Source organism: Terrimonas sp. (genome assembly GCF_003075435.1).
Classification (GTDB): domain Bacteria; phylum Bacteroidota; class Bacteroidia; order Chitinophagales; family Chitinophagaceae; genus Agriterribacter.
This window is the reverse complement of sequence record NZ_QCZJ01000013.1, coordinates 135,045-152,856: the sequence shown is the minus strand read 5'-3', so window position 1 is coordinate 152,856 and position 17,812 is coordinate 135,045. Positions and strand designations below refer to the sequence as shown.

17 protein-coding genes are annotated in these 17,812 nt (G+C 38.2%); 9 read left to right on the top strand and 8 right to left on the bottom strand.

Translation table 11 applies throughout. From position 1 onward, the window contains the following. Nucleotides 1-165: 165 nt before the first annotated feature. The 3 genes from DC498_RS15285 to tsaB all read right to left on the bottom strand — a co-directional run bounded on the left by DC498_RS15285 (nucleotide 166) and on the right by tsaB (nucleotide 2,047). Nucleotides 166-825: a rhodanese-like domain-containing protein gene (locus tag DC498_RS15285; protein WP_116875037.1), complete on the bottom strand. Its 660-nt coding sequence runs from the start codon at nucleotides 823-825 to the stop codon at nucleotides 166-168. 71 nt (nucleotides 826-896) lie between these two features. Continuing rightward, nucleotides 897-1,250 carry an ArsR/SmtB family transcription factor gene (locus tag DC498_RS15280; RefSeq protein ID WP_206197634.1) on the bottom strand — a complete coding sequence of 118 codons (354 nt, stop codon included), beginning with the start codon at nucleotides 1,248-1,250 and terminating at the stop codon, nucleotides 897-899. Nucleotides 1,251-1,378: 128 nt separating this feature from the next. Continuing rightward, on the bottom strand, nucleotides 1,379-2,047 hold the full coding sequence (tsaB, locus tag DC498_RS15275) for a tRNA (adenosine(37)-N6)-threonylcarbamoyltransferase complex dimerization subunit type 1 TsaB (protein ID WP_116875036.1): 669 nt from the start codon (nucleotides 2,045-2,047) through the stop codon (nucleotides 1,379-1,381). An 83-nt stretch (nucleotides 2,048-2,130) separates the two neighbouring features. Between tsaB and DC498_RS15270 the strand changes: the two genes are divergently transcribed. The 3 genes from DC498_RS15270 (at nucleotide 2,131) to DC498_RS15260 (ending at nucleotide 4,723) form a co-directional block, all read left to right on the top strand. Beyond that, entirely contained in the window at nucleotides 2,131-2,511 is a 381-nt protein-coding gene (locus DC498_RS15270; RefSeq protein WP_116875035.1) for a Rid family detoxifying hydrolase, read from the top strand. Between the two features lie 135 nt (nucleotides 2,512-2,646). After that, entirely contained in the window at nucleotides 2,647-3,063 is a 417-nt protein-coding gene (locus tag DC498_RS15265) for a single-stranded DNA-binding protein (protein WP_116875034.1), read from the top strand. A gap of 337 nt (nucleotides 3,064-3,400) precedes the next feature. Beyond that, nucleotides 3,401-4,723 carry an aspartate kinase gene (locus DC498_RS15260; protein ID WP_116875033.1) on the top strand — a complete coding sequence of 441 codons (1,323 nt, stop codon included), beginning with the start codon at nucleotides 3,401-3,403 and terminating at the stop codon, nucleotides 4,721-4,723. Nucleotides 4,724-5,057: 334 nt separating this feature from the next. Here DC498_RS15260 and DC498_RS15255 read toward each other — a convergent pair whose 3' ends face one another. Continuing rightward, complete coding sequence (locus tag DC498_RS15255; RefSeq protein WP_206197633.1) at nucleotides 5,058-6,593, bottom strand: serine hydrolase domain-containing protein; 1,536 nt, start codon at nucleotides 6,591-6,593, stop codon at nucleotides 5,058-5,060. Nucleotides 6,594-6,989: 396 nt separating this feature from the next. Between DC498_RS15255 and DC498_RS15250 the strand changes: the two genes are divergently transcribed. Both DC498_RS15250 and DC498_RS15245 read left to right on the top strand, forming a co-directional pair. Then, nucleotides 6,990-7,469 carry a TlpA disulfide reductase family protein gene (locus DC498_RS15250; protein WP_116875052.1) on the top strand — a complete coding sequence of 160 codons (480 nt, stop codon included), beginning with the start codon at nucleotides 6,990-6,992 and terminating at the stop codon, nucleotides 7,467-7,469. Next, nucleotides 7,466-8,074: a thioredoxin family protein gene (locus DC498_RS15245; RefSeq protein WP_116875031.1), complete on the top strand. Its 609-nt coding sequence runs from the start codon at nucleotides 7,466-7,468 to the stop codon at nucleotides 8,072-8,074. Before DC498_RS15250 ends, DC498_RS15245 begins: the two co-directional genes overlap by 4 nt. Nucleotides 8,075-8,385: 311 nt before the next feature. Here the strand turns inward: DC498_RS15245 and DC498_RS15240 are convergent, their stop codons facing one another. Further along, nucleotides 8,386-9,015, bottom strand: a complete 630-nt coding sequence (locus DC498_RS15240; protein WP_116875030.1) for a dioxygenase family protein — start codon at nucleotides 9,013-9,015, stop codon at nucleotides 8,386-8,388. A 279-nt stretch (nucleotides 9,016-9,294) separates the two neighbouring features. After that, nucleotides 9,295-10,254, bottom strand: a complete 960-nt coding sequence (locus tag DC498_RS15235; RefSeq protein ID WP_116875029.1) for a glycosyltransferase — start codon at nucleotides 10,252-10,254, stop codon at nucleotides 9,295-9,297. Between the two features lie 184 nt (nucleotides 10,255-10,438). On the opposite strand from DC498_RS15235, the gene DC498_RS15230 reads away from it, so the two are divergent. After that, entirely contained in the window at nucleotides 10,439-11,251 is an 813-nt protein-coding gene (locus DC498_RS15230; RefSeq protein ID WP_116875028.1) for a DUF5672 family protein, read from the top strand. Nucleotides 11,252-11,304: 53 nt separating this feature from the next. Here the strand turns inward: DC498_RS15230 and DC498_RS15225 are convergent, their stop codons facing one another. Together DC498_RS15225 and DC498_RS15220 are read right to left on the bottom strand one after the other, a co-directional pair. Next, nucleotides 11,305-12,144: an SAM-dependent methyltransferase gene (locus tag DC498_RS15225; protein ID WP_116875027.1), complete on the bottom strand. Its 840-nt coding sequence runs from the start codon at nucleotides 12,142-12,144 to the stop codon at nucleotides 11,305-11,307. Nucleotides 12,145-12,163: 19 nt separating this feature from the next. Next, nucleotides 12,164-13,204, bottom strand: coding sequence for a glycosyltransferase family 4 protein (locus tag DC498_RS15220; RefSeq protein WP_206197632.1), 1,041 nt, complete (start codon nucleotides 13,202-13,204; stop codon nucleotides 12,164-12,166). Nucleotides 13,205-13,462: 258 nt separating this feature from the next. Between DC498_RS15220 and DC498_RS15215 the strand changes: the two genes are divergently transcribed. The 3 genes from DC498_RS15215 (at nucleotide 13,463) to DC498_RS15205 (ending at nucleotide 17,773) form a co-directional block, all read left to right on the top strand. Continuing rightward, entirely contained in the window at nucleotides 13,463-14,524 is a 1,062-nt protein-coding gene (locus tag DC498_RS15215; protein ID WP_116875025.1) for a glycosyltransferase family 4 protein, read from the top strand. Nucleotides 14,525-14,538: 14 nt separating this feature from the next. Beyond that, complete coding sequence (locus DC498_RS15210) at nucleotides 14,539-16,374, top strand: ABC transporter ATP-binding protein (protein ID WP_116875024.1); 1,836 nt, start codon at nucleotides 14,539-14,541, stop codon at nucleotides 16,372-16,374. A gap of 490 nt (nucleotides 16,375-16,864) precedes the next feature. Next, on the top strand, nucleotides 16,865-17,773 hold the full coding sequence (locus tag DC498_RS15205) for an SMP-30/gluconolactonase/LRE family protein (protein WP_116875023.1): 909 nt from the start codon (nucleotides 16,865-16,867) through the stop codon (nucleotides 17,771-17,773). The last annotated feature ends 39 nt before the right edge of the window (nucleotides 17,774-17,812 follow it).

The window sequence follows — 17,812 nt, the reverse complement described above, 5'->3', positions numbered from 1 at the left end:
TGTAAATCAAATAAGTTTATAATAATCCACAATTAAAATGTGGATTGTAAAAAGAAAAAAAGTAACAAAAAAAAGAAAAAGGGTAATAGTAGTAATAGTGTCTACTTTTTTCAGGACATGACACTGATAGCTAACAGCTGACCGCTGATAGCTCATCGCCACCGCTCAATTCAACGCGCTTGTTTCTTTTACGATCTTTATTCCTTTTGCGTGTTTTATAAACTCCCAGCCACCCAGCACATTGCGCAGGTTGTCATAGCCCTGCTGCTTTAATAATGAAGCGGCAATCACGCTCCGGTACCCTCTTGCGCAATGCACATATAGATTATCACGCTCCTCAAGCTTAATAAAATTGGCAGGGTCTGTCATATCAGAAAGTGGCAGATTGAAAGCATTTTCAATATGACCATCAGCAAATTCAACGGGTTTGCGCACATCTACAATCACAAGGTTCTCATCAAACGGAATATCCATCGCCATTTCAGCCGCATCAACATTAATGATCATGTCAATTTTTTCGCCTGCTTTTTTCCAGGCTTCAAAACCACCCTCAAGATATCCCTGGATATTGGTGAATCCTGTATTTGCCAGTTTATCTATGCACTCTTTTTCATTGCCCGGGCTAACAATCAATACTATAGCTGTTCCCGGAGCAAAAAGGTTCAACATCCACTCCGTAAAATTTCCTTCCATGCCCACAAACACGGAACCAGATATAAAGCCATCGGTAAATTCAGCCGCATTGCGGGTATCAATTACCGTTATGTTTTCCTTATTTATTTTCTCCTTTAACTGCGCTACAGTTATCGCTTGTATATTACTCATGCTATTGGTTTAATACAAAAATAAAAGCGGTTGATAAATATCAACCGCTTTTATTAAAAACGATTGTAATATCAACCTAAAAGTTGCTCTACAAAATTGTAAATCTCGGCAAGGCGTTTATGATTTACTGAATAATAAATAAATTTCCCTTCTCTTGTTGTAATTACCATGCCGGCTCTTCTTAAAATAGCAAGATGCTGAGATGCTACAGACTGTTCAAGTCTTAATTGAACATACAGTTCTGTAACAGTCATTTTCTGCTTTTCATCCAGCAACTGAAGCATTTGCTGGCGTAATTTGTGGTTCAGCGCCCTTAAAATAAGCGCAGCTTTCTTTACGTTCAGGAAATCAATCTTTACTTCAGATCCATTTTCCTGTCCGGTACCTTTTAATACCATTGTGTAAGGACTTGCAAGGCCTGTCATAGGAGTAATAACTTTAAAAATTTATTCATTAGATATCAATAGCAAAGATATGCATCAAAACACAAATAACCTTTGCATAAGTATGTTAATGAACATAAAAATATATGAATGGTTTTTGCGATTTATACTTATTTGCCCAGGTAAAAATCTTTCACATATAAAGGCTCTGCATAAGCAAGATCCTGAAAGTCATTGTGTTTAAAGCTTTTAAGTAGGCATTTTGCAAGATGGGCGCCGTCATAAGCAACCTCTTCAAAAAAAGCCTTTGCATGAGGTTCAATGGTATTTTTAAATTTTATTGAGCCATTACCAAAATAAAGTACAGTGGCATTTGCTAATGCTTTCTCAAAAGATGTTTTTTCAAGAATAAGCGCTGTAACAGGCATTGAAACTTCTAATGAACTGGTATATAATGAAGTATACACTTCATTTCTGCGTGCATCAATCATTGGACAATACAAATCAAAGCCCGGGAATTTCTCAATAGCGGCAGCGGCCATTACCTCAAGCGTATTAACTGCGAGCAGCGGCTTATTCAGGGCATAACAAAGGCCTTTTGCACTTGCCATTGCAACACGCAGCCCTGTATATGAACCGGGTCCTGCTGTTACACCCACTGCATCAATACTATCTATACTCATATTTGATTGCCGGAGCGCTTCCTGGATAGCCGGCTGCACAAAAGCAGCATGACTGTACTGGTCTTCATTTTGTATGTTCACCAAAGGTATTCCATCATCTGCTATGCCTACATTAGCCTGCTGTAATGCAGTATCAATATGAAGTATCAATGCCATCTTTAATCTTATTCGGTAAATTTTGCAAAAATAGGTTGGAAGACTGAGTAAGGAATAGCAATTTTGCTGCTTAATTATTAAGCATGAACAAAATCATCATTAATACCTCAAATGCACCTGCTCCCATAGGACCATACAGCCAGGCAATACAAATAGGAGATTTACTTTTTGTTTCTGGTCAGATAGCCATAAACCCGGCAACCGGCAATGTAGAAAACGCGAATATTACTGAAGAAACCGAACTGGTCATGAAGAATATCGGGGCGATATTAAAGGCCGCGCAAATGGATTATCCTAATATTATTAAAACCACCATCTTCCTCAGCGACATGAGTTTGTTCAGCACAGTTAATGAGGTATATGGTAAGTATTTTAAAAGCGCTTTCCCGGCACGTGAAACCGTTGCGGTAAAAACACTGCCTAAAAATGTAAATGTAGAAATAAGTGTAACTGCTGCCAAGTAAGCGGCGCATTACAAATTTACCCGGGCAGAGAGCAGTCACGGCTCTTTTTTGAATTTCCTAAAAAAGCTTGCCATTAATTATAAAGAGCATAAAATTCATTAACTTAACCTTTTTAAACTTTAAAAAGCTAATACTATGATCAGATTACAGGTAATTGGCAATTTAGGAAAAGACTGTGTTACAAACACGGTTAACGGCAAAACTGTTATTAACTTCAGTGTAGCACACACCGAAAAATTCCGTGATGCTTCAGGCCAGCAAAAAGACAAAACAACCTGGGTTGAATGTGCTTACTGGACGGACAGAACAGGTGTTGCCCCGTATCTTAAAAAAGGTACACAGGTATACGCCGAGGGCACGCCTGAATTAAGAACTTATACCAAAAACGATGGTACGAGCGGCACATCTTTAACACTGCGTGTTTTTAGTGTACAATTGTTAGGTGGAGGTAACAGAGGCGAAGGCGGCACACAATCCAATACCGAAGAAATGGCAGCACATGTTAATCCTGTAGTAGAAACATCAGGTACGGCAGACGATCTTCCTTTCTAACAAAACACAAATTATATCCCGGCGTGAATATCTCATTGGTATTCACGCCATTTTATTTAGGCTAAAGGAACAGACCAACATCAGACAACATCAGCACTTCGTGCTCTTTGTGAAACCTTTGTGGTTTTTGTGGTAAAAACTGACCACAAAGAACACGAAGCATACACAGAAGACACAAAGCATCACACTAAAGACGAGGTATTTCCCCCAGGGCAATAAAAAGTTTTAATCGCTCCGCAAAATATTAATCGGCCGTACCCAAATTAGTTTTGGCCATTGCTCTACTATTTCACCATACCATTATCTTTGCACCGCAAAAAATAAAACAAGAGCCATCATGAAAATCATGAAGTTTGGAGGCACCTCCGTAGGTAAGCCGGAAAGGATGCAGCAGGTAGCTAATTTAATTACCAAAGACAGTGAGCCCAAGATTGTAGTATTAAGTGCTTTAAGCGGCACAACCAATTCACTGGTTTCCATAGGTGATGCCATGGCAAAGGGCGATAAAATAGAAGCAAAAAAAATCATTGATACATTAGAAGCGCATTATCATGCTTTCGTAAATGACCTTCTTAAAAAAGACGCCACCAAAGCAAAGGGTGAAGCGGTGATTGCAGAACACTTCGATTTCCTGAATATAATATTGAAAATTTCATTTAACGAGGCGCTTAATAAAGATATACTGGCACAGGGAGAACTGATGAGCACAAAGCTGTTCAGCGCCTATCTTGAAGAAAATGGTATTGCCCACGTGTTGTTGCCTGCACTTGATTTTATGCAGATTGACGCAAATGACGAACCTTACCTGGATGCCATACGCGTTAAGCTGAACCGGCTGCTTCAACAACATAAGGATCAAAAACTTTTTGTTACACAGGGCTATATATGCCGCAATGCAAGAGGTGAGGTTGATAACCTGAAACGAGGCGGCAGCGATTATACGGCTTCTTTAATAGCCGCTGCGGTTAATGCCGCTGTTTGCGAAATATGGACGGATATAGATGGCATGCATAATAACGATCCGCGTATTGTAAAGAAAACACTACCGGTAGAAAAGCTCAGTTTTGATGAAGCTGCCGAGCTTGCTTATTTTGGCGCAAAAATTTTACACCCTACCTGTATTTGGCCGGCACAACAGGAAAAAGTACCGGTAAAATTGCTGAACACCATGCAGCCGGAAGCTGCAGGTACAACCATTATGCAGGATGCCGGATCAGTTGGCGTAAAAGCGGTTGCCGCAAAAGATGGCATCATCGCCATTAAAATCAAAAGCAGCCGCATGTTACTGGCTTATGGTTTTTTAAGAAAGATATTTGAGGTATTTGAAAAATATAAAACGCCTATTGATATGGTTACCACTTCAGAGGTGGCCGTATCTGTAACTATTGACAGCGATGCGCATTTAGCGGCTATATTAAAAGAACTTGATCCTTTCGGCACAGTTGAAGTTGATAAAGACCAGGCAATCGTTTCTATAGTAGGAAATGAAATTGCACAAACACCTGATGTGCTTAAAAAATTATTCGATTCAATTGCTGAAGTACCTGTGCGCATGGTTAGCTATGGAGGCAGCCGGCATAATATTTCTGTACTGGTGCCTGCCGCAAATAAAATACAAACTTTGCAATTATTGAACAAGGGCGTTTTTGGCCTGGAATAACGGGGCAGGATTTGCTGCACAAAGCGCCGCAAAGAAACACAGGGGACGCATTTCAAATTTTCTTGTATCAGGCAATCATGTGCAGATGCCTCGTACCCCGGCATGACAAACTGCAGAGATATGTTCAGCAGCAGAACAATCGTTCCACATTTGTACTATTGTTCATCATATATTCAACCGCCTGTCATGCCGGGGCACGAGGCATCTGCCGCAACAGTAGTATCTACATGCGAAAAATTGAAATACACTCAACACAGAGCGCTTTATTATTCTTTGTGGAACTTTGTGTATCCTTGGTGCACCTCTGTGACAAAGCCAGGTTGTTATACTGAAATTACTTCTCCTTTAATATTTCAGCAATATGATACTCCTGTATTAAAGGAGAGCGCTCAGGCGATAATGTAAAGCTTACTTTCATATTGATCTTCTCTCCTTCAATTATAAAACTTCCTCTTAATTCATTTTCAGGTATCATCTTACCTGTACTTATAATTTTTCCTGCTTTTGAAAACAAGCTGCGGGCATCTTTTCTTAACGAATCAATAAAATAATCGGAGAAGAAATTCTCAGCAAATATGCCGCTGCTTTCTGCATTATTCCAGTGTGGCAACAGCTTTACCAATTGCTCTTTTCTTTGTTCAAGTATTGCAGACGTTTTTACAGGATAGGGCTTAAGCCCGAGCATGGCGATAATAGTATCAACAATATAATTATTTAATTGAGATGGCCCGGCATAGGTAAGATTGCAGAAAGCAACCACGCCAATGCCATATTGCGGAAGGAAATTCCAGTTGGAGCCAAATCCTGGTAAGCCTCCGCTATGCCCGATGATCTCACGGTTATTACAATCTTTTATATACCTCAGCCCATCATTATAAGATTGTATAGCAGGGCAAATATTTCCTCTCACATCTTTAGCCTGCATATTAATACCGGCTACCACACCGGGAAGATGCATTTGCCGTAACGTACTTTTCCGTATAATGCCGCTATCTTCTTTACCCGGGGGCCATGCAGCAATATGCAGCGCCATATATTTAGCAAAGTCTTCTATAGATGTAAGCATTCCGCCCATTGCTCCGTATGCACCGCCATGCAGCATTGGCTGCTTTACCCATTTACCATTTTCTACCCTGTAGCCATGCACCAATTGTTGTGCAGGCACATCAGCATATTCCCAATAGGTATCTTTCATATCCAAGGGTTTCCAGATATTATTCCTGATATATGTTTCATAATGTTCTCCCGATACTCTTGATACAATTAAGCCAAGCATTGCAAAGCCAAGATTGCTGTATTCATAATTTAAACCCGGCACAGAAGACAGCGAAATCCCTTTCTTTAAAAAAGCTACAAATTCCTCATCTGTTCGTTCAAGCTGCCTGTCTCCCCAGGGATTATCTTCAGGAAACCCTGCAGTATGCGTTAATAAGTTGCGTATGGTTACAGGAGGAGAATCTTCAGTGATCTTTTTGGTGTTGGTCATTTCCGGTATATATTTTTCAACAGCATCATCCAGGCTTAGCTTTCCTGCATCTCTCAACTTCAGGATAGCCATTGCAATAAAGCTTTTAGACATAGAGGCTATCCTGTATACTGATTTTGTAGTAACAGGTATTTTCTTTTCTGTGTCGCCAAATCCAAAAGCATTGGCATATACCAGCTTTCCATCCATCACAATACCAAATGCAAGCCCCGGTACTTTTCTCTCTTCTGCAAACCGGCGATACATGTTTTCCACAACAGTAAATACAATGCTCATTTTTCCGGTAGTATCGGTAACCCCTGCCTGAAAAAAATTATTCGCAAATAATCCAAAAGGCAGATGCAGTAAAATACAGATCAAAAAAGGCCTAAAAAAATTCATCATAATACTGGTAGTTAACTATTGTCAGTGAAGGCAAGTATCACAAAATGCAGGCAGTTAAGTTACATTAAAATCTTATGATTTTTGTGAGGCCGTTTATATTGGGCGCATTTCAAATTTTCGCGTGTATGGGAATATCGTGCAGATGCCTCGTGCCTCGGCATGACAAACCGCAGTGCTGTGTTCGGCATTAGTGCTATTGTTGAACATTGGTACTATTGTTCAATATACATTCTTCCGCCTGTCATGCCGAGGCACGAGGCATCTGCCGTAGCTATAGTACCTACATGCGAAAATTTGAAATGCACCCTTTATATTCCGCCTGCAAAAGTTTAAATTAGTACATGTTTTGATAAGGGAATTATGGCATTCTGCATACTTTTTGAAAAGAAAGTAATTATGAAATCAAAGAAAGTTTTATATACTATAATGCTCCTGTTCTTTTTTTCAGCGCTTAACGCCCAGCATATAACTACCACAACTATTGATCAGTTATATAAAAGAACAACAAAATCAGACACTACGTTTATTATAAACTTTTGGGCAACCTGGTGTGCACCATGTGTAGAGGAATTGCCGGGCTTTGAAAAACTTTCGGAGGCATATAAAACAGATAGGATTAAAGTATTGCTGGTGAGCCTTGACTATACTTCACAAATTGAAAAAGCGCTTAAACCTTTTATAAAAAAGCAAAATTTCCAAAATGAGGTACTATTATTGCGGGAAGATGACCAGCAGGCTTTTATAGATAAAGTAGACAGTTCCTGGTCTGGCGCCTTGCCGGCAACCATTTTTATACGACAGGATAAGAAAGCATTTTTTGAGAAAACGTTTACCTATGTGGAATTAGTTAACACTTATAAAAACTTCAAACAATGAAACAATTATTCTTTGCATTGATTGCTTTTGTGGCGGCTGGTACAGTCAGCGCGCAAATTACAACCATTACTCCCGGAGCAAGTGCCCCGACATTTGCTTTAAAGAATATTGATAATAAAACCGTGTCGTTTACTGATTATCCCTCAGCAAAAGGATATATCGTTGTATTTACCTGTAATACATGCCCTGTTGCCAAAGCGTATGAAGACAGGATAATAACATTACATACAAAATATGCCCCGCTTGGCTTCCCTGTTATAGCTATCAATTCAAATGATCCCTCCTTATCAACAGGAGATACATTTGAGCAGATGCAGCAAAGAGCGAAAGAGAAAAATTTTTCATTCGCTTATTTATATGATGAAGGACAAAATACCACTAACGCCTATGGTGCAAGAAACACGCCGCATATTTTCCTGGTCAGGCATTCTTCTGAAACAAATACAATAGTATACACCGGCGCCATTGATAATGATCCTGAAAACAATAAATCTGATAAAGAAAACTTTCTGGAAAAGGCTATATCAGCAGTAATGCAGGATAAAACGCCTGAGCCTGCGGTAACTAAAGCCATTGGCTGTTCTATAAAAAGGAAGGGCTCTTAGACCTGGTTTAAAAATATTTTCATGTTTGTTTATTGACATTAAATATATAGCCCCGCGATGCGGGGCTATATATTTAATGTCCTGATTAATTTCAGGCAAATACCTCAAAAGGTTTTTCATTGGAAGTAATTTTTTTCAGAGCCTTAACCGTTAATATTATTACAACAAAAAAAATAATTTTATAATGCTGCTGTAAAGCTACAGCAGACAAATGTAATAGTGACATTTATAGTGACAAAAATTATATTTTAAGTAGTAATGCTTATAAAGGACTATAGTGCAACGCTTACTCGCATTGCAATACTGACATGTTACATACCTGTGGGATAGTCGGGAATATTCCTGCCAAGATATATATTGCGGGTTGCTTTATACATATTACCAACATCAAGCAGTTTAATAATTCCACTCCCTCCCCGGTTTTCCAATTTTTTTCTTTTTTCTTCTGTTAGAATCGGGTCATCATCAAAAAGAAATTCATCAATATAATATTCATTCAGACCTGGTTCTTTAATGATAACATGAATATGTGCAGGCTCTGTGCCATCAGGATATGCTGCAGGGCGAAGTGTAACAAATTTATATTCTCCTTTTTCATTAGTGCGTAGCCAGCCGCGTAAATATCCATGTCTCTTTGCCCAGCCCTTTTCATCCCCTTTTCTTGGATAGTGCCCGGTTTCATCAGTATGGTACACATAGATAATTACATTAGCGGCAGGAGTTTTTCCATCTGCTTTATATACTACGCCATTTATGCCCAGGGGTTTTTTACCATCCCATGTTGCATCCGGCAACTTATCTACCGCCTTAAGCTTTTCAAATGGCACAGAACTTTCATAAATGGCCTCACAGCCTTCACATGGTCCGCCAATTTTTTTCTGCTGGGCAAAGCAACTGCTTAATAGCAGCAACAGAGACATGCTGCATAAAAGTATTTTCATATTATGATGAGTTTAATGCCGCAAAAAAATCCTTACCGGCATTAATTCAAAATATAATAGAGCAATAGCTGCAAAAATAGATTAGCAACGTTTGCTGTTAATTATGCATGATATATTCGGCAATTTCTTAAATGAAGATGATACAGTCCATTACCATACTCAACCTAATGATCAACATTCGTGGTGGTGTTATGAAATTGCTATGGTAATTGAAAAATTACAGGCAAAATATCATTTTAAATGATAACTTTTCTACAACAACATCCTTTGTAATTATTTCTATTTTTTCTTTAATCTTCTGGTTTTCCAGATTTTTTTTAATCGCAATATATAATATCCGGGAAAGCTTTTTTTAATCGCATGAAAATAGTCCAGGTATTTATTTACAGCTATTTCAATATTCAGATTTTCTTCAGCGAATTTTCTAAAATAATTACCATCAGCTGCATTGTATTTTTTCAGTTCCGTTTCCAGATCTCCCGCTGAATAGCTTTTATTGGAAAACCTACCTGAACAATTATTGATTATGCTTTTGTTGAGCATATCTTTCACATATCCATCGCCGCAAGAAGGGTAATATTGACGATGATCAAATATAATTACCGGTCGGCCACAGGCCATTGCTTCGTATGCAGATCTGCCAACTCCTACTACTAAATCAGCTTCATTAATCCGAAGTTCTACTTCCCAAACAGGATCATTATACTTATCCTGTACTAAAAGCGTTGCTCTAACTTTATTACATGCTTCTCTTAATATCACATTTGCTTCTTCAGAGTGGCAAAGACTTAATACGTGAAGCAATTTGTTTTTAACAGGCCGTATACTTTTAAATCTGTTTAAGTTAATACCGTTTAATATTGTCCGGCTATTATAACCCAATTTATCCAGGTGCCTGCTCACCTCTTCAGAAATAACAACGTAAGCGTCTGCATAGGGAGAGGGCTGTTCAAGGTCAGGGAAAATACCATGACAGGTTTGTATTATAAATCCCTTCTCAAATAAATGATTTACACAGGTATTGTGGTTAGCCAGGATTAAATCATATTTTTTACCGCTCATGAACGGAACTGAAAGGTCTTTTTCTATCCTGTTTGAAATTTCGCCCTTATGAAAAGTGAAATATTCTACTTTATAGCCACGCCTTACAAGTTCTTCAATCATGGTATAAGTGTAGGTCTCGCTTCCTCCGGTATTGGCTAAATGATGATTGGCTACTAATATATTTTTAATGCGCATAAACAAAATTACTGTCGGCTAAACAAAATGTATAATAGGGTAAACCCAATTATAATTTTTTTTAAATATTATATCGCTTTATCAACTATTATTGTACCAATAACGCTTTGGTTTAAATTAGCACCGGCAAAAATATAGAATGGCTAAGTTTTATATGCCTAAAACTGATGATTGATAATATTGAATGATGGTTAATGTTGTAATCCCTATATATAAATCGCATCTTTCCAAAGGTGAGCAAATATCCCTTGCGCAATGTTGTAAAATCCTGGGATCATATCCTCTTACGCTTATTAAGCCTTATTCGTTAGACCCTTCTCCTTATTTTACCCATCCTGTTAAATTTAATATTGAGTCATTTGACGATGATTTTTTTAAAGACGTGCGTGGATATAACAGGTTAATGCTGTCTGAAGAATTTTACAAGCGCTTTTTACATAAAAAATATATGCTTATATATCAGTTAGACGCGTTTGTTTTTAGAGATGAATTAGCAAAATGGTGTAAAAAAGGGTACGATTATATCGGAGCGCCGTGGTTGGATACAATACCTGAAGGAAAAACATTTTGGGAAAAAATAGAATTTGCCCAAAGACGCCGCAAAGAATACAGGAATAATACAAAGCAACCGGATACCAATCTGCCCACTGAAATTCAATTTCATAACCAGGTTGGCAATGGCGGATTTTCATTAAGACATGTGAAAAAATTTTATACTATTTGTAAAGAAAGAAAGCAGCAAATTGATTATTACAATCAAAACAGTGGTTATTCTACATTTTATAATGAGGATGTGTTTTGGTCGTTAGAAGTGAACAGAAAAAAAAATATCTTGAAAATACCTGATTATAAAACCGCTTTAAAATTTTCATTTGAAAACCTTCCGGAATTTGCTTTAACTATAACAAAGGGAAAATTGCCTTTTGGCTGCCATGCCTGGAATATGTTTCCTGATTTTTGGAACCCGGTAATCAGAAGCCTGGGATATGATATATGAATTAATCTCTTTGCTATGGATATAAACCCCGCAGCACTCTTTCGGAAATATTGCTAAAAAAAATTTTTTTTCTTTCGAATAATAAGACCAATAGATGTCACAACAAATTCATTAATCTGAAGTTTTAAATGTGTTTTTTGCAGATGAGGTAATACATCCACGTCAAAATCTTCAGGTAAGCCGCCGATAGAATAATCAAGCTCTTCTACAAAGTGCCCTTTTTTCCGTAACCGTGCAACAATTTCCTCAATATCCCTGTGGCGGTATATTACAGTATCTCCCGTTTCTAAGGTTTTGTCGTTAGCGGTTAAATTATATTCTGTTGTATGCACAGCCCAGCCACCGGGTTTTAAGGTTTTCAGCTGATCTTCTAAAAAATTAAATCCTTTATCAATAGCCCCCAAATGCTCAAAGGAGCAACTTGACCAGTTAAAATCAAACCCCTTTAAATCGCCGGGAATCATATTCATATCAACAGGCTTGTAAGATATATACTTATGTAAAGTTTCATTGTCAATTAAATTACGTGTATTAAGCGACTCTAATCCAAAACATAGTTGGTTCCCTGTTTCCCATCCTTTCTTTTTTCCTTCCTCGGGAAAAATATCTGTAGCCAGTATACTACATCCATGCCTGGCAAAAACAGATGGCAGGGGTTCTGTTCCCACAGCAAATACTAATCCGCGTTTTCCTTTTTTTATACAGTCCCGCTCCCAGAGTGCCTGCATGATGTAAATAAACTCCCATTGTTTTCTGTGGAACCGAACAGGTTCATTTAACTCAGCTGCCCATTTTTTATACCATTCAGCATAAAAATCTTTAGCCTTGCATAGTTCAGATTTCCTTTTAGGCGTATCGTAAATCAGGGTATTGCTCCAGATTCTTTCACTCATGGTTAAAATAAATAAGCTATCATAATAATGACTGATATACTTTCAAATACTGCGCCGCACTTTTTTCCCAATCAAAAAATTTACCGCGATTGATTACTATAGACGACATATTCTCATTATGAAAGCGCTGCATACCATCTTTAAAAACTGCCTGCATGTGTTCATCATCAAAACCATTAAAATAAAATGCAGCATCACCGCCTATTTCAGGCAAAGAAGTTAGGTTTGATAAAAATAAAGGTTTACCAAAAAGCATTGCTTCTACAACCGGTGCGCCAAACCCTTCTGCAAGAGATGGATGCACAAATGCCATACAGTTACTCAGGTACCATGCTTTATCATCTTCTGATACCGGCCCGGTAAGATGCAAGCGCTCTGATACGCCCATTTTTGCCGCCGTTTTGTGTATTGTTTCAATATAATCCGGTTCATCTAACCTGCCGGCTATCACCATTTCTATACCCGGATTATGCTTCAGCAATGGTAATAATACGTGGTAGTTTTTCTTTGTATTTACATATCCCATTCCAAAAATAAACGGGCGTTCAATTTTTCTTTCCGGCGATTTTGTTTGAGAAGGAATATTTACGCGATGTATACCATTGTGTATTACATATAATGGCTTGTTGCCGGTATTACAATTTTGTAATACATCTGCTTTTGTAAATTCTGATATGCATACAATAGCATCACTTCTGTCAATCAGGGATTGTGTATGTGCTATACTTTTTTTTTGCTCTTCTAAGGGTTTACCCTCATGCAAAGGATTAAGATCATGTATCGTAAGTAATACTTTAACATCAGGATAACTTTTTTTATCTGGCACAATTCTTCCTGATTGAAAAGGAGCATGCCAAACTTTACAACCTATCATGAATGGTTTAAAAAATTTATGCCACGACTTTTCAACAATAGTATGAGAAGGTTTAGCAAATGAAAATTTTTCTGCTTTCGGCACATACATTTTCATAGGCTCTTTACGTTCTCTTTCCAATTGTTGATTTACTCTTAATCCGATGTTAAGACAATAATGATACAAACCGGAGTTTGGATGATTCATTAAATCACAATCTAAAATTATTGAAGACATAGAGGTGTGTTGCGATTGATTGAAGATTATACGAAACTAGAGATTGCTGTTGTTAAAATAAAATTTTCATTTTTAAATAACAATGCAACGATAATGCCATGTGTGATGTCACAAATACTTTTAATAACCTTAGGTACGAATTTTGTTTAATACAATTGTTCTGCCGCCCATAGTCCCACCCGACTCCCGAGTCGCCTGCCATAGCGGAGAAATATTAACAATTTCTTTATGAAACAAATCATTTTTGATTGTGAGAGGATGAAGTATGTGAATACAGGATTGTATCACTATTGCATGAGCCTCGGAAAAAGTATAGAAAAAAAATCCCGTGAGAACAATCACGAGGAAATAACTTTTTTTTCACCTCCTGCCGTACAACATTATTTAGGATTTCAGCATGCACATTTAAACCAGCATTCGCTGCAAAAATTTTTTATGCCTTCATTAAAAGGATATGATGTATGGCATGCAACATACCAGGGCTCTCACTACTTACCCGAGCGTAATAAAAAAATTAAGGTTGTATTAACTATTCATGATCTTAATTTTTTACACGAAGAAAAAACAGAAGCTAAACGCGCAAAACACCTTAAACATCTTCAAAAAAATATTGACCGCAGTGATGCTATTGTATGTATTTCAGATTTTTGCCGGAAAGATGTACTTACCCATACAAACACCGGAAATAAACCTTTGCACGTAATATATAATGGTACCAACCATCTTGCTGAGCCTGCTTTAACAGACCAGTCATATAAGCCTGCCGGCAAGTTTCTTTTTTCTCTTGGCAGCGTCTGCCGAAAAAAGAATTTTCATGTGTTATTACCGTTGCTGAAGCAATATCGCGATATGGAGTTGTTGATCGCAGGCAGGCATGATGACTCGCATTACCTTCACTTTATTCGCTCGCTTGCAAGAAAATTAAAAGTAGACGAAAATTTACGTTTGCTCGGAAACATTAACGAACACGAAAAATCGTGGTATTACCGCAATTGTTTTGCATTTGCATTACCGTCTATAGCAGAAGGTTTTGGATTGCCTGTTACAGAAGCAATGTCTGTTGGCAAACCTGTTTTTCTTTCAGATAAAACCGCCTTGCCGGAAATTGGCAGCAATCTTGCTTTCTACTTCCGCGATTTTTCTGCATCTCATATACAGCATGTTTTCAATAAAGGAATGCGTGAATATGAAGAAAACAAAATGCGGCAGGCTATCCTGCAGCATAGTGAAAATTTTTGCTGGGATAAAGCAGCATCGGAATACCTGAATGTATACCGTTCGCTTTATTAAATTTTAAAAAACAAATGAAGACATACAGAAGACTTTTTGCATATGCACGGCCCCTTGGAAAATTTATATTACCATTTTCTATCTTCACCCTTGGAGCTGCTTTTTTCAGCGTATTTCAATTTGCGCTGATCATCCCTTTGTTAAATTTTCTTTTTAATCCTGTAGATGCGGTCGACGCAGCAAAATATGCCACTGCCCCGGACTTTGCACTTTCCGCAGGATTTTTCAAAGATTATTTCTACTATCTTATTTATGACTTTAAACTGCATAACCCCGCACATGCGCTGTACTTTCTTGCAGCCACCATTGTGCTTTCAGTTATATTTACCAATGTATGCCGCTATATGGCACAACGTTGCCTTATTAATACACGCACCTTATTGGTGAAAAGATTAAGAGAAGCCTTGTTTGAAAAAGTAAATCGCCTTCATTTAGGTTACTTTACCAAAGAACATAAAGGTGACCTGATCTCAAGGCTTAATACAGATGTATATGGTGTGGAAAGCGCAGCATCAAGCTCGCTTGAAGTATTGTTTAAAGAGCCCTCATTATTAATAGGATATTTTATCGGCTTGTTTGCCATATCTGCCAAGCTTACCATTTTCACTTTAATTATTATTCCAATCTCTGCATTTGCCATTGCAGCCATTACAAAAAAATTAAAGAAAGAAGCGAAAGATGTACAGGCTTCTGCCGGAAGATTACTTACCATGATTGACGAAACGCTGATGGGTATGCGTATCATCCGGTCATTCAACGCAACTAACTTTATTATAAAACGCTTTGCCCGGGAAAATGATTTTTATCGAAAAGCAAGTCTTGCCAGTTTCAGGAAAAGAGAACTTGCTCCGTCATTTTCGGAAGCGGCGGGAGTGATGGTGGTGGCCTGTATTTTGGTATATGGCGGCGGGCTGGTACTGTCTGCCAACAGTGGCCTCCAGGCAAGCTCTTTCATAGCATTCATCGCTATTTTTTCACAGGTTATTCGTCCGGCAAAAGCAATTGTGGTAGCCTTATCTAATATTCAGTTAGGACAGGCATCCGGAGAACGTATTTTGGAAATACTGGATAAGCCGGTTGAAATTGCAGATAAACCTGATGCTGTAGAATTAAAAAGATTTAAAGATAGCATAGTATTAAAAGATGTTTCTTTTGGTTATACAGAGAAGCAGGTATTAAAAAATATTGATCTTGTAATAGAGAAAGGTAAAACGGTTGCATTGGTTGGTCCTTCGGGTGTTGGCAAGTCAACTATCGCGGATCTGATACCGAGATTTTATGATGTAACCGGCGGTGAAGTATTGGTTGATGGTATAAATGTGAAAGATTATAAAATGGAATCTTTACGCAGTCACATGAGTTTTGTTACCCAGGAAATTATATTATTCAACGATACCATATTTAATAATATAGCACTGGGTATGCCCGGTGCAAGTATGGAAGATGTGATACATGCCGCTAAAGTGGCCAATGCACATGACTTTATTATGGAAACTGAAGACGGTTATAATACGACCATCGGCGACAGGGGTATCCGCTTATCCGGGGGACAGCGGCAACGGTTAAGTATAGCAAGAGCGGTTTTCAAAAATCCATCGATACTTATTCTTGACGAAGCTACCTCTGCTTTGGATACCGAATCGGAAAGACTTGTTCAGGATGCGCTTAATAACCTGATGAAGGGCAGAACCACACTCGTGATTGCGCACAGGTTAAGTACTATTATAGAAGCTGATGAAATCATCATTCTGCAGGATGGACAAATAGTGGAAAGGGGCAATCACTACGATTTAATTGAAATTGAAGAAAGTGTATACCGGAGATTAACGCAATTACAAAAGATCGCTTAAAGTTATAGACGATGCCCGCATCCGTCATTTCGAATCCCGCCTCACGAAGTTTGAATTAAGAGCATGTTGTGGCGGGAGAGAACTTTCTCACCGAAGGTAAATCCGTTGGGCTATAGTGCAGAAGTTGAGCATTAGTACTCCAGCCTGGCAGATCTCTCACTCGCGTAAGAGTGATTAAAGCACCATCTCCGTGTTGCTCGTTCGAGATGACGCACAACCTCTCCTTTCGATCCCGCCTCATGAAGCTTGAACTAAGTGCATATTGCGGCGGGAGAGAAATCCGTTGGGCAGTAGTACAAAAGTTGAGCATTAGTACCAAAGCCCGGCAGTTTTCTCCCTCGCGTAAATGTGATTAAAGCATAGTGCCCGTGTTGCTCGGTCGAAAGGACGGACATCCTCGCATTCACCTCATTTCAACCCCATCTCATAAAGTTTCTCCAGTAGTTTTCATCTGTACTATTCTGTATCTTGTAACAAAAGTTTAGTTGTTATGGCAAGATATACCAACACTGTTTTAAAACTAATGTTTGCCCTTTTGTTTTTAGTGCAGAAAGTTCATGCGCAGCAAACGCTGGATTCGCTGATAGATCCAACTGCAGGTTTAATTAAAATCTCAGATCAGTTTTCCTTTACCGAAGGTCCGGCTGTTAATAAGCAGGGAGATATTTATTTCACGGATCAGCCGAATGATAAAATATGGAAATATGACATCAACGGGAACTTGTCTTTGTTTATGGATAAAACCGGAAGATCAAACGGCTTGTTTTTCGATAAAAAAGGAAATATTATTTCCTGCGCTGATGAAAATAATGAGTTGTGGTCAATATCGCCGGATAAAAAGGTAAAGGTATTGCTCAGCAGCTTTGAAGGCAAAAAATTAAATGGCCCGAATGATTTGTGGATAGATGCAAAAGGTGGAATATATTTCACAGATCCATATTACCAACGGGACTACTGGACGAGAAAAAAACCGGAAATGAATGGTAAAAAATTATACTATTTGCCTGCAGGTAAAAAAATACCGATTATGGTTGATGATCAGTTTGTTCAGCCCAATGGTATAGTAGGCACACCCGATGGCAGGTATTTATACGTAGCAGATATTGGTGACAGCAAAATATATAAATATAATATTAAAAAAGATGGCACACTTTCTGAACGGAATTTATTTGCGCCAGAAGGCTCTGATGGAATGACACTTGATACAAAAGGTAATCTTTATATAACCGGAAAAGGGGTAACAGTATACGATGCTTCTGGTTTCAGGATAGGTAATATTCCTGTTCCCTCTAATTGGGTGGGCAATATTTGCTTTGGTGGGAAAAATAGAAAGTTCCTGTTTATCACAGCATCTGAATCTGTTTACAGCATGCAAATGAAAGTAGCAGGTATAGAATAATGTGTAAAATTAAATTTTCTTTAAGTGATAAGTAATAAT